Origin of the sequence: Streptomyces sp. NBC_00234 (genome assembly GCF_036195325.1) — a bacterium.
Taxonomy (GTDB): Bacteria; Actinomycetota; Actinomycetes; order Streptomycetales; family Streptomycetaceae; genus Streptomyces.
The window spans coordinates 1,161,193-1,173,370 of the sequence record NZ_CP108101.1; the positions used below are offsets into that span (position 1 = coordinate 1,161,193).

Below are 12,178 nucleotides of genomic sequence, written 5' to 3' on the forward strand. Positions count from 1 at the left end.
GGCTGAGGGAAGCGGGCACCGCGCCGCCGCCCTGAACAGCGGCACTCTTCGCCAGCGGCACCCGGGGAACTGACTGTCGGCGGGGAGCGAGCCCCGGCCGGCCGGCTGCGGAGACGAGTGAAATGTCCATGAAGAGCCTCTCAGAGAGAATAACGAGGGCCCGTGCACGGACGGCGGAATTTCGCCGTCCGCATATCACGGGCCCTCATTTCTGCATAACGGAACAAAGAACGCAAATCAGACACAAGCCGAATGGCTGAAATTCCGACACACCCGGCCCCCTGTGCCGCAAACACCGATCCGGGCACCCGAGTGCTTCCCGAGAAGGGAATGCACTCCTTCGGGCGAGCGGCAAGCGTGATCCTTTCGGGCACGCATACAGTTCGCGCGAACGAGTTCGAGGGCAGCGGGCGGGCCATGATGCACACCCTCCTATGCCGCCCGGACCGAAACCCGGAATTCATGAAAGATGATTCCGGACAGCAATGAATCAGACACCGAGACCCTCGACGAGGACCGCGTTCGGCAGCGCCGCAAGGGCCTTGCCCGGCACGATCAGCTTTCCGCGGCGCCGGCCGCTGCCGATCAGTACGTACTCCTCGTCGGCCACCGCGGGGTCGATCAGCACGGGCCAGGCCGCGGGCAGCCCCACCGGGGTGACCCCGCCGTACTCCATACCGGCCTCGGCGAGGGCCGCGTCCATCGGGGCGAAGGAGACCCTGCGCGCGCCGAGGTGCTTGCGCAGCGCCCCGTTCATGTCGATGCGCGACCGGGAGAGCACCACGCAGGCGGCCGTCGTCACTTCGCCGCCGCGCTTGCCCGCCACGACCACGCAGTTGGCGGACCGGTCGAGCAGGTCGGCACCGTGCCGCTCGACGAAGGCGGCGGTGTCGGCGATCGCCGGATCGGTGTCGACATAGACGATCCGATCGGCCGGCACACCACCCCACCCGGCCTCGACGGCACGCGCAACGGGCGGCGTCAGCAGGTCGATACGGTCCACAGCGGGAGAGGCGTCCTCGAAGGAGCCCACGGGTGCGCGCATGCGGAATACGCTAACAGCCTTTACCTGGCGGGGAGTTCACGTCTCAGCGGGCGGGAGGGACCGAGACCGCCATGGTGAACTCGACCGGCTGCGCACCGTCGTTGCGGTAGCCGTGCGACACGTGCGCCTCGAACGTCGCGGAGGTCCCGGCCGGCACCGTGTGCCGCTCGCCGTCGACGACCAGGGTCAGTTCGCCCGCGGTGACGTGGAGCAGTTCCACGGTCCCCTCGGGATGCGGATCCGAGGCACTTCCGTCGCCGGGCATCAGACGCCAGGACCACAGCTCCAGGGGGCCCGCGGCGTCCGTGCCGACCAGCAGGGTGGTCGAACTCCCCGCATCCGTCGACCACATGCGTACGGCCTGGTCGGCGGGGATCAGCCGGACCTGCGGCCCCTGCTCGTAGTCGAGCAGCGTGGTGATGCTGACGCCGAGCGCGTCGGCGAGCTTGACGGTGGTGCCGACGCTGGGATTGGTGCGCGCCTGTTCGATCTGGATGATCATGCCGCGGCTGACCCCCGCGCGGGCGGCCAGGGCATCCAGGGTGAAGCCGCGCTCGCCCCGCCACCGCTTGAGATTGCGCGCGAGCGACTGAGTGAGCTGATCGAGGTCAGACACGTTCCGTCCAATATTCTGGATGACAGAGTTCAAAATACTGCACTACGGTGTGGTGCACCGAACCGTTCACCGCACTGTACTGCGAGGCCCGCCATGACAGCATTGTTCGCCCTGGCCACCAGCCTGCTCTGGGGCCTGGCCGACTTCGGCGGCGGGCTGCTCACCCGGCGGACGCCGGCGCTGACCGTGGTGGTCGTCTCGCAGACCATCGCGGCCCTCGTGCTCGGTGTCGTCGTGCTCGCGACCGGTGCCTGGCGCGAGGCCGGCGGACTGCTGTGGTTCGCGGTGGCCGCGGGCGTCGTCGGACCGGTGGCGATGCTGAGCTTCTACAAGGCGCTGGCACTCGGCCCGATGGGGGTCGTCTCGCCGCTCGGCTCGCTGGGCGTGGCCGTGCCGGTGAGTGTCGGGCTGATGGTCGGCGAGCGGCCGGGGCTGCTCCAGCTCGCCGGTGTCGCCGTCGCCGTGGTCGGCATCGTGCTGGCGGGCGGGCCCGAACTGCGCGGAGCGCCGGTGCGGCGCCGGGCCGTGCTGCTGACGCTGCTTGCGGCGTTCGGGTTCGGCGCGGTGATGGCGCTGATCTCCGAGGCGTCCACGACGGTCACCGGCCTGTTCCTCGCGCTGTTCGTCCAGCGCGTCACCAACGTCGCGGTCGGCGGTGCGGCTCTCTTCGTCTCGGTACGCCGAGGGGGCCGGGCGCTGCCCGAGGACGGCGGCCGGGCCGTCGTCGTGGCCGCGCTGCCCGCGCTCGCCTTCGTCGGACTCGCCGACGTCGCCGCCAACGGCACCTACGCGGTCGCCGCCCAGCACGGCCCGGTCACCGTGGCCGCCGTGCTGGCCTCGCTCTACCCGGTGGTGACGGCGCTGGCCGCGCGCGGCGTGCTGGGCGAACGGCTGCGGGGCATCCAGGCGGCGGGAGCGGGACTGGCCCTGGTGGGGACGGTCCTGCTGGCGTCGGGCTAGGCCCCCTCCACGACAGACTCTAGGAGCGCTCGGGGGTCTCCGGTTCGAGTTCCGCGAGGAACAGCAGCTGTTCGGGGGTGACGCCCTCCGGAATCGGGACGGGCGCGGGCGTACGGAGCGGCGGCTGCCAGCCCTTGTCGGGGTCCCAGCTCCGTACGACACGGGCCGGCGCGCCGGCCACCACGGCGTGGTCGGGGACCTCACCGCGGACGACCGCCCCGGCGGCGACCACGACGTTGCGGCCGAGCCTGGCCCCCGGAAGGATCACCGCGCCCGTGCCGATCCAGCAGCCGGGGCCGATCACGACCGGTTCCATACGCGGCCACTGCCTGCCGACGGGCTCGTGCGGATCGTCGTAGCTGTGGTTGGTGGAGGTGATGTAGACGTACGGGCCGCAGTACGTGTCCGAGCCGATCGTCACCGTGGTGTCGGCGATGACATGGCTGCCCCTGCCGAGCACGACGCCGTTGCCCAGGGTGAGGACGGTCTCCGGGCCCAGATCGAGATCGGGCATCAGTCCGGCCGTGAGCGTCACCTGCTCGCCGATGACGCAGTGGTCGCCGAGCTCGATCCACGGCTCCCCGAACACCGTGCCCTGCGGAAAGGCCAGCCGCGTCCCCGGGCCGATCCGCCGGAACCGCAGCCGTCCGGGGTGCTCCGCGGTGACCGCGCCGGTCTCCTGCACCCAGGCCCAGGCGCGGTGGACGGCCCGGGACAGGACGCTGCGCCGCCGGGCGGCGAGCGAGGAGAACGTGTTTCTGTTCTTCGGCACCCGCACACCGTAGTGGGCGCGGCAGGGGCAGGTCGGCGCCCCGGCCTGTGATGTTCACCCCACCCCACCCCCGCCACCGGCGCGGGGCGTCGCCTACGGTTCCTCCGGAGCGAGCGCACCACACCGGAGCACGAAGGAGAAGGCCATGGCCGAGCAGGCGTTGATCATGGGTATGGGCGGCAAGGAGCCCCACATCGACGCGGACGCCTTCGTGGCACCGACCGCCGTCGTGATCGGCGAGGTCACGATGGCCCCGGGTTCCAGCGTCTGGTACCAGGCGGTGCTCCGGGCGGACTGCGGTCCCATCAGCCTGGGCCCGGACAGCAACATCCAGGACAACTGCAGCGTTCACACCGACCCCGGTTTCCCGCTCACGGTCGGTGCCCGGGTCTCGGTCGGCCACAACGCGGTCCTGCACGGCTGCACGATCGAGGACGACGTCCTGGTCGGCATGGGCGCCACCGTGCTCAACGGCGCGCACATCGGCACGGGTTCACTGGTCGCGGCCCAGGCCCTCGTACCGCAGGGCATGCGCGTGCCGCCGTACTCGCTCGTCGCCGGGGTGCCCGCCAAGGTCAAGCGGGAGCTGACCGAGGAGGAGCGCGAGGGCGTCAGGTTCAACGCCGTCGGCTACGTCGAGCTGGCCAAGGCGCACCGTCAGGAGCACGAAGGCTGAGGCCGGACCCGGCCGCCGGTTCAGTCGGCGGCCGGCACCGCCGCCGGCTCGGGAGCGGGGGTGCCGGCGCCCTGCGCGGCGGCCTTCCTGGCCCGGTTCTTGAGCACGAGCATCGAGGTCAGGCCGATCAGCACGGCGAGCACCAGGCCGAGCCACGAGAAGCGCTTCAGCCACGCCTCGGCGACGATGCCGACGGAGTAGATGACGGCGGTCGTGCCGCCGGCCCAGAGGATGCCGCCGAAGACGTTGGCGATCAGGAACTTCCAGTACGGCATGTGCAGGACGCCCGCCAGCGGTCCGGCGAAGATGCGCAGCAGCGCCACGAAGCGGCCGAAGAAGACCGCCCACATGCCCCACTTCTCGAAGGAGCGCTCCGCCATGGCGATCTGGGCCTCGCCGAAGTGCTTGGGGAACCGGCCGCCGAGCCAGGCGAGCAGGGGCCTGCCGCCCCGGCGGCCGATGGCGTAACCGATCGAGTCACCGATGATCGCGCCGGCCGAGGCGCAGATGCCCAGCACCACCGGATCGACGTCTCCGTGCTGCGAGGCGAGAAGCGCCGAACTGACGAGGATGATCTCGCCCGGCAGCGGAATGCCCAGACTCTCGAGTCCGATGACGACCCCCACGAGGAGGTAGATGCTGACCGCGGGAACGGTCTCGAGCCACTCCTGGACGTGCAACGCCGGTTCCTCCCGTACAGGTTCCGCAGCCGCGCCCCGCGCAGTTGCTCACCGCCCACCGCGCACCTCGGTGGCGCACGGCGGGCAGCCTACCCGTCCCGGCAGCACGCAGGGCCGCCGCGCCCCCTGCGGGGGTGCGCGACGGCCCTGCCGGAGACCGGACGTCAGCTGTGCGGACGCAGCGTCCAGACGACGGTCATCTCGCCCGTCACCGCGCCGTCGCCCCGCCGGATCTCGATCGCGACGGGGAACTCGGGCCGCTTGCCCTCGTCGAGCTCGGCGACGACTTCGGCGGCGGGACGGCCGAGCGTCGCCACCGCGGTGACCTCGCCCATCGCCAGCTTCTTGTAGCCGATCTCCGCCGACACGGCGAGCGGCACCGCACGCGTCATCTGGTCGCCGAAGGCGGCGATGACTATCGCACCGCTCGCGGATTCGGCGAGCGTGAACATCGCTCCGGCGTGCGGGCCGCCGACGTGGTTGTGGTAATCGGCCTGGTCGGGCAGCCGGACGACCGCGCGGTCCGCGGTCGTCTCCAGGAACTCCAGGTTGAGGGTCCTGGCCATCGGAACGGTCGCGACGAGCATCTCGCCGACTGTCATCTGTTCAGCGCTCATGCGCCGAAGGTTACTCACGAGTAGTGCTGTTTGGCCATCCCCGCACGGGGGCGGGCGTAGCAGCGGGCCCGTGGTCCCTCTATGGTTACTGGCCATGTGGCCAGGACAGCAGCCGCCCGGGGGCGAGCAGAACCCGCAGGACCAGAATCAGAACCCGTACCAGCAGCCGGGGTACCAGCAGCCGAATCCCTATCAGCAGCCGGGATACCAGCAGCCGGGCTACCAGCAGCCCAATCCGTACCAGCAGCCGACCGTGCCGCAGTACGCCGTTCCGGGGCAGCCCGGCGGCCCGCAGGGCGACGACAAGAAGAAGACGACGATCGTCGCGATCGTCGCCGCCACCGCGGTCGTCGTGACGGCGGTCGTCACCGGCGTGATCGTGCTGGGCAAGGACGACGAGAGCGGCGGCAAGACGGTCGCCGACGACAAGAAGTCGTCCGAGTCGGCCAAGCCGTCCGAGTCGGCGTCGTCCCCTGCTGCCAATCCGCGGGGCGGCGGTGACGCCGAGCCCGTGATCCCGGGGTGGAAGGTCGTCACCAACCCCAAGTGGGGCACCCAGTTCGACGTCCCGGGTGACTGGGAGGTCGCGGGCACGGGTGTGATCTCCGGTTTCGAGGACGCCAAGAACCCCGAGGGTCCGCCCGCGGTCGGTTTCTCCGCACCGGCCTACTACAAGAGCAAGTGGTGCATCGACGACGCGGACAAGGACGGCACCAAGGAGGACACCGGTCTGGCCGGTGTCGGTACCAAGGGTGCCCAGGGCGCGAAGAGCACCGACGAGGCCGCCAGGAACGAGGCGGGCAACTGGGTGTGGGCCGCCTACGCCCAGGAGGAGCCCAAGGGCACCGTCAAGGTGGGCCAGCCCAAGCCGTACACCACCAAGTCGGGTCTCTCCGGCAGCGTGGTGACCGCCACGGCGGCGGGCGTCTCCAAGAAGGAGAAGTGCGACACCGACGGCAAGTCGATCGCCTTCACCTTCACGAACGCCAAGAAGGAGTACTCGACCTGGGTCCTGTACGCCAACGCCGGCGTCGACGACGAACTCCCGGACGCCACGATCCAGAAGATCCTGAGCACGGTGCGGCTGGCGAAGTCCTCGTCCTGATCCCCGCCCGTAATCGATTTGTGGGTACGGGGTCCAGGTGGCGATAGTCCCCTGGTGACCTCCGACTCCGTACCTCCCGTCCCTGCCGTCCGCCCCGTCGGCGCCGGCCGCAACTACGGTCTGCTGACCGCCGCCGCGATCGTCACGAGCCTGGGCACCCATGGCGCGCTGATCGCGGCGGCGTTCGCGGTTCTGGAGTCGGGAGGCGACGGCGGCGACGTCGGACTGGTCGCCGCCGCGCGGACCGCGCCGCTGGTGCTCTTCCTGCTCATCGGCGGCGCGATCGCGGACCGCCTGCCGCGCCATCGGGTGATGGTGGCCGCGAACTCCCTGAACTGCGTGTCGCAGGCGGTCTTCGCCTGGCTGGTCCTGACCGGCGATCCCCAGCTGTGGCAGATGATGCTGCTGACCGCCCTCTGCGGCACGGGGCAGGCGTTCTTCAACCCGGCCGCCGAGGGCATGCTGATGTCCAGCGTCGACGCGGAGCACGCCAGTCGCGCGTTCGCGCTCTTCCGGATGTCGATGCACGGGGCGGCCATCGGCGGCGCCGCTCTCGGCGGGGCGATGATCGCGGCCATGGACCCGGGCTGGGTGCTCGCCGTCGATGCCGCCGCCTTCGCCGTCGCCGGGGCGCTGCGGGCGTTCCTCGACGTGAGTCATATCCCCGTGCGCGCGGCGGGCGGCGGGCTGCTGGCCGATCTGCGCGAGGGCTGGCAGGAGTTCGTCGGCCGCCCCTGGCTGTGGGCGATCGTGGCGCAGTTCTCCGTGGTCGTGGCGGTCGTCGCGGCGGCCGAGTCGGTGTACGGGCCCCTGGTCGCCCGGGACGAACTCGGCGGCGCGCGCCCCTGGGGCTTCGCGCTCGCCGCGTTCGGCGTCGGCACCCTGGCCGGAGCGGTTCTGATGATGCGCTGGAAGCCGCGGCGGCTGCTGCTGGCCGGGACCCTCTGCGTCTTCCCGCTGGCCCTGCCGTCGGCGGGGCTCGCGGTGCCGCTGCCGGTGTCCGGACTGGCCGCGGTGATGTTCGTCAGCGGGGTCGCCATCGAGGTGTTCGGGGTCTCCTGGATGACGGCGATGCACCAGGAGATTCCGGAGGAGAAGCTGTCGCGGGTCTCCGCCTACGACTGGTTCGGCTCCGTCGCCATGGTGCCGCTTGCCACCGCCGTGGCCGGCCCGGTGGAGGGGCTCGTCGGCCGTAGCCAGGCGCTCTGGGGGTGCGCGGCGCTGGTCGTGCTGGTGACGGCGCTCGTGCTGCTCGTGCCGGACGTACGCAATCTGACGCGCCGTACGAGCAAGGAGATCGCCGGGGACATGGCGAAGCTCCCGGCCGCGAGGGAGCCCGCCGCGCCCTCAGCCGATGCTGAAGGCGCCGTCGGGGGGCTCGGGTGAGGCGACCGCCTCACTGTCCCGCACCGGCCCGGCGTCTCCGATGAGCCGGGTCAGCGCGGCCCCGTACTCGACCCTGGCCGGGAAGGCGTCGCCCGCGCAGAGGCGGGTGAGCGGTCCGGGGTCGACGGCGCTGTGCGAGGCGACGAGCACCACGTTGCCGAAGCGCCGGCCACGCAGCACGGCGGGTTCGGCGATCAGGAGGAGTTCGTCGAAGACCGCCGCGAAGGTGGCCAGTTGGGACCGGAGGAATCCGAAGGGCGCGCCGTCCGCCAGATTCGCGGCGTAGATCCCGTCCTCGCGCAGGACCCGTCCCGCGGCTCGCGCGTACTCGACGGAGGTGAGGTGGGCGGGCACCCTGGAGCCGCCGAAGACATCGGCGATCAGGACGTCCGCCGAGTCCGGTGGCGCCTGTTCGAGCCAGCCGCGGGCGTCGGTGCCGTGCACGCCGATCCCCGCCCCCTCGGGCAGCGGCAGATGCTCGGCGACCAGCGCCAGCAGTCCGCGGTCCGCCTCCGCCACGTCCTGCCGCGAACCCGGCCGGGTGGTGGCGACGTAGCGGGGCAGGGTGAGTGCCCCGCCGCCGAGGTGGATCACGTCGAGGGCCGCGCCGGGTCCGGCGGCACAGTCCAGTACGTGGGCCAGGCGCCGTACGTACTCGAACTCCAGGTACGTCGGATCGTCCAGGTCGACGTACGACTGCGGGGCCTCGTCGACCGTGAGCAGCCAGGCCCGGTCGCGGTCGACGTCGGGCAGCAGTCGGGCGGTGCCGTGATCGACGTCGCGGATGACGGGTATGGGCTCGTTCACTCCCCCATTGTGAGGTGTCGGATCCTCCTCCCGGCCCGGGTGGGCCCGGAGGAGGATCCGCCCTCGGTCAGAGCAGCCCGGTGACCGTACCGGCGCCGACCGTCCGGCCGCCTTCGCGGATCGCGAAGCCGAGACCGGCCTCCAGCGGGACGTCGCGGCCGAGCTCGACGGTCATGGTGACCGTCTCACCCGGGCGCGCCACCGCCGCGTCCCCGAGGTCGATGTCTCCGACGACATCGGCGGTACGGATGTAGAACTGCGGCCGGTAGCCGGTGGTGACCGGGGTGGTGCGGCCCCCTTCGCGCCCCGACAGGACGTACACCTGGGCGGTGAAGCGGCGGCTCGGAACGACGCTGCCCGGCGCGGCCACCACATCGCCGCGGCGCACCCGGTCGCGCTCCACTCCGCGCAGCAGCAGCGCGACGTTGTCGCCGGCCTCCGCGGACTCCATCGGCTTGCCGAAGGTCTCCAGACCCGTGACGACCGTCTCGATGTCCGCCCCGAGCACCGACACCCGGTCGCCGACGCGGACCGTTCCGCGCTCGACGGCACCGGTGACGACGGTGCCGCGGCCGGTGATGGTGAGCACGTTCTCCACCGGCAGCAGGAACGGCGCGTCGGTGTAGCGCACCGGCATCGGTACGTACGTGTCGACGGCGTCCAGCAGGCCCTCGATCGACGCGGTCCAGCGCGGGTCGCCCTCCAGTGCGCCCAGTCCCGACACCCGGACGACGGGGACGGTGTCACCGCCGTAGCCGTGCGCGGACAGCAGGTCGCGGACCTCCAGCTCGACCAGGTCGGTCAGCTCGGGGTCGCCCGCGTCGGCCTTGTTGAGGGCGACGACGATGTGGTCGACGCCCACCTGGCGGGCGAGCAGGACGTGCTCCGCGGTCTGCGGCATGATCCCGTCGAGCGCGGAGACCACGAGGATCGCCCCGTCGAGCTGGGCCGCCCCGGTGACCATGTTCTTGATGTAGTCGGCGTGGCCGGGCATGTCGACGTGGGCGTAGTGCCGGGTGTCCGTCTCGTACTCGACGTGCGCGATGTTGATGGTGATGCCGCGCTGCGCCTCCTCGGGCGCCCGGTCGATCCGGTCGAACGCGACGTAGGAGGTGCTGCTGCCGGAGCGGTCGCTGAGGACCTTGGTGATGGCTGCGGTGAGGGTGGTCTTGCCGTGGTCGACATGGCCCATGGTGCCGATGTTCAGGTGCGGCTTGGTGCGCACGTATGCCGTCTTGGGCATGGCTCGTTCCTTGGATTCGAAGCTGAGAGAGAAGACCCCAGGGCCCCGCCGACCCTCCCCTTACGGGGTCCGCCGGACTGTCGGGGGAGGGTCAGCTTCGGGCGCCGCCGAGGGGCGCTGCCACGGCCGTCGCGGTGGGTACGGCAGCCTTCGGCGCGTCCGCGACTGCGGACTGCGCTGCGAGGAAGGCGTACCGGAACATGCCCCTGATCATGGCCGAACGGCGTGCGCCCGTCGAACGGTTTTCCCGTCGGCCGGGCGGACGGAGCGGCAGCCGGGCGGGGAAGGGCAGTTCGCCCGCCGCTCGTGGGCCCGACGGACATTACGGCGATCACACACGCCTTTCGGTTACTCTCCCCGGATGCTCGACCCCGTCCCCGCCGCCCGGCCCTCCGGCGGTCTCGCAGTGCGCTGTACGCAGGCGCTGCTCTCCCCGTGGTCCCGGCTGTCGCTGCTCGTGGTGATGCTGGTGTCCGCCGCCGCGACGATGCTTCTCCTCGAGCCGCAGCGGCTGCTCGCGTCCGGCTGGCCACCCGAGCTGACGGGCGGCGCGGCGGCGATGGTGTTCGGCCTCGCGTACGGCGTGTGCACCGTGGCGTTCGTGCCCCGTCCGCTGCTGAACCTCGCGGCGGGCGCGCTCTTCGGAGCCCAGGCCGGTCTGGCCGCGGCTCTGGCGGGCACGGTGCTCGGGGCGGGTGTCTCGTTCATGCTGGGCCGGGTGCTGGGGCAGGACGCGCTCCGTACGCTGGTGCGCGGCCGGTGGCTGAAGGCCGCGGACGGTCTGCTCAGCAGGCACGGCTTCCGTTCCATGCTGGCGCTCCGGCTCTTCCCCGGTGTGCCGTTCGCCGCGGCCAACTACTGTGCGGCGACCTCGCGGATGGGATATCCGCCCTTCCTCCTGGCCACCGGACTCGGCTCCATCCCGAACACGGCCGCGTACGTCGTCGCGGGCAGCGAGGCGGCCTCCCCCACGTCCCCGGCGTTCCTGGCGGCGATGGGTTTCATCGTGCTCTCGGGGGCGGGCGCGGCCCTGGTCGCCTGGCGCAAGCGCCACCGGCTCGGCGCCGGGTGACCCCCTGATCCCGGCGGGCGGCAGGGGGCAGGCGGGAGCCCGTTCACCGACAGGCGATACGCTGCCCGCGACCGACAAAGGATCTCCGGGGCGCAGGCGTCCCGTCCCTCAATGACCGCAATCCGCACGCTGCCGACGGCCTTCGTGTCCGTCGGCCGATGCATGATCACCTCCGGGATGGCCTTAGCCCCATGAGCTGGTTCGAATCATTCGTCCTGGGCCTCGTTCAGGGACTGACCGAGTTCCTGCCGATCTCCTCCAGCGCCCATCTGCGGCTCACCGCCGCTTTCGCGGGCTGGCACGACCCGGGTGCGGCGTTCACCGCCATCACCCAGATCGGCACGGAGACGGCGGTCCTCATCTACTTCCGCAAGGACATCTCCCGGATCGTCTCGGCCTGGTTCCGCTCGCTGACAGACTCCGCCATGCGCAGGGACCACGACGCCCAGATGGGCTGGCTGGTCATCGTGGGATCGATCCCCATCGGTGTGCTGGGTGTGACGTTCAAGGACCAGATCGAGGGCCCGTTCCGTGATCTGCGTCTGATCGCGACCACGCTGATCGTCATGGGCATCGTCCTCGGCATCGCGGACCGTCTCGCCGCCCGCGACGAGGCCGGCGGCAAGCACCGCGCGGTCAAGGAGCGCAAGACGCTCAAGGAGCTGGGCATCCGGGACGGCCTGATCTTCGGCTTCTGCCAGGCGATGGCGCTGATCCCGGGTGTGTCCCGTTCCGGGGCGACGATCAGCGGTGGTCTGCTGATGGGCTACACCCGTGAGGCGGCGGCCCGGTATTCGTTCCTGCTCGCGATTCCGGCCGTGCTGGCCTCGGGCGTCTTCGAGCTGAAGGACGCGGGCGACGGCGGCCACGTGTCCTGGGGCCCGACGATCTTCGCGACGTTCATCGCCTTCGGCGTGGGTTACGCGGTCATCTCGTGGTTCATGAAGTTCATCACGACCAAGAGCTTCATGCCGTTCGTCATCTACCGCGTGCTGCTCGGCATCCTCCTGTTCGTGCTGGTGGGGGCCGGTGTGCTGAGCCCCCACGCGGGTGAATCCGGGGGCTGAGAAGGCCCGCGAGAGGCGGATACCTCTGGCCTGGAACTCACTCCGGGTCGCCCCCCGTGTGTGCCCACTCATCCGGCCGGGCCCCGCTCATCGACCCAGAGCGGTCGAGTCTGACTGCGTCACCCCTAATTG

The 12,178-nt window shown here is 71.1% G+C and carries 13 protein-coding genes; 6 read left to right on the forward strand and 7 right to left on the reverse strand.

What is annotated here, in order from left to right:
* Positions 1–490: 490 nt before the first annotated feature.
* Together OG230_RS04850 and OG230_RS04855 are read right to left on the reverse strand one after the other, a co-directional pair.
* Positions 491–1,045 carry a YbaK/EbsC family protein gene (locus OG230_RS04850; RefSeq protein WP_328908884.1) on the reverse strand — a complete coding sequence of 185 codons (555 nt, stop codon included), beginning with the start codon at positions 1,043–1,045 and terminating at the stop codon, positions 491–493.
* Positions 1,046–1,088: 43 nt separating this feature from the next.
* Positions 1,089–1,661: a helix-turn-helix domain-containing protein gene (locus OG230_RS04855; protein WP_328908885.1), complete on the reverse strand. Its 573-nt coding sequence runs from the start codon at positions 1,659–1,661 to the stop codon at positions 1,089–1,091.
* Between the two features lie 93 nt (positions 1,662–1,754).
* Between OG230_RS04855 and OG230_RS04860 the strand changes: the two genes are divergently transcribed.
* Positions 1,755–2,621: a DMT family transporter gene (locus tag OG230_RS04860; RefSeq protein WP_328908886.1), complete on the forward strand. Its 867-nt coding sequence runs from the start codon at positions 1,755–1,757 to the stop codon at positions 2,619–2,621.
* A gap of 19 nt (positions 2,622–2,640) precedes the next feature.
* On the opposite strand, the gene OG230_RS04865 is transcribed toward OG230_RS04860, so the two are convergent.
* The gene (locus OG230_RS04865) at positions 2,641–3,393 is read right to left on the reverse strand and encodes an acyltransferase (RefSeq protein WP_328908887.1); all 753 of its coding nucleotides are present in this window, start codon (positions 3,391–3,393) and stop codon (positions 2,641–2,643) included.
* A gap of 145 nt (positions 3,394–3,538) precedes the next feature.
* Between OG230_RS04865 and OG230_RS04870 the strand changes: the two genes are divergently transcribed.
* Entirely contained in the window at positions 3,539–4,069 is a 531-nt protein-coding gene (locus tag OG230_RS04870) for a gamma carbonic anhydrase family protein (protein WP_328908888.1), read from the forward strand.
* Between the two features lie 20 nt (positions 4,070–4,089).
* Here OG230_RS04870 and OG230_RS04875 read toward each other — a convergent pair whose 3' ends face one another.
* A complete protein-coding gene (locus OG230_RS04875) occupies positions 4,090–4,749 on the reverse strand; it encodes a DedA family protein (protein ID WP_328908889.1) in 660 nt (219 codons plus the stop codon).
* Between the two features lie 164 nt (positions 4,750–4,913).
* A complete protein-coding gene (locus OG230_RS04880) occupies positions 4,914–5,351 on the reverse strand; it encodes a DUF4442 domain-containing protein (protein ID WP_328911308.1) in 438 nt (145 codons plus the stop codon).
* 109 nt (positions 5,352–5,460) lie between these two features.
* On the opposite strand from OG230_RS04880, the gene OG230_RS04885 reads away from it, so the two are divergent.
* Together OG230_RS04885 and OG230_RS04890 are read left to right on the forward strand one after the other, a co-directional pair.
* Positions 5,461–6,471: a hypothetical protein gene (locus OG230_RS04885; protein WP_328908890.1), complete on the forward strand. Its 1,011-nt coding sequence runs from the start codon at positions 5,461–5,463 to the stop codon at positions 6,469–6,471.
* 54 nt (positions 6,472–6,525) lie between these two features.
* Positions 6,526–7,857: an MFS transporter gene (locus tag OG230_RS04890; RefSeq protein ID WP_328908891.1), complete on the forward strand. Its 1,332-nt coding sequence runs from the start codon at positions 6,526–6,528 to the stop codon at positions 7,855–7,857.
* Here the strand turns inward: OG230_RS04890 and OG230_RS04895 are convergent.
* Positions 7,819–8,664, reverse strand: coding sequence for a spermidine synthase (locus OG230_RS04895; protein ID WP_328908892.1), 846 nt, complete (start codon positions 8,662–8,664; stop codon positions 7,819–7,821). The two genes, OG230_RS04890 and OG230_RS04895, sit on opposite strands and share 39 nt — an antisense overlap.
* Positions 8,665–8,731: 67 nt before the next feature.
* The gene (gene tuf, locus OG230_RS04900) at positions 8,732–9,907 is read right to left on the reverse strand and encodes an elongation factor Tu (RefSeq protein WP_328908893.1); all 1,176 of its coding nucleotides are present in this window, start codon (positions 9,905–9,907) and stop codon (positions 8,732–8,734) included.
* Positions 9,908–10,268: 361 nt separating this feature from the next.
* Here tuf and OG230_RS04905 point away from each other — a divergent pair, with 361 nt between their 5' ends.
* Both OG230_RS04905 and OG230_RS04910 read left to right on the forward strand, forming a co-directional pair.
* Positions 10,269–10,979 (forward strand): TVP38/TMEM64 family protein, encoded by a 711-nt coding sequence (locus OG230_RS04905; protein WP_328908894.1) that lies wholly within the window; start codon positions 10,269–10,271, stop codon positions 10,977–10,979.
* A gap of 191 nt (positions 10,980–11,170) precedes the next feature.
* The gene (locus tag OG230_RS04910) at positions 11,171–12,046 is read left to right on the forward strand and encodes an undecaprenyl-diphosphate phosphatase (RefSeq protein ID WP_328908895.1); all 876 of its coding nucleotides are present in this window, start codon (positions 11,171–11,173) and stop codon (positions 12,044–12,046) included.
* Positions 12,047–12,178: the final 132 nt, after the last annotated feature.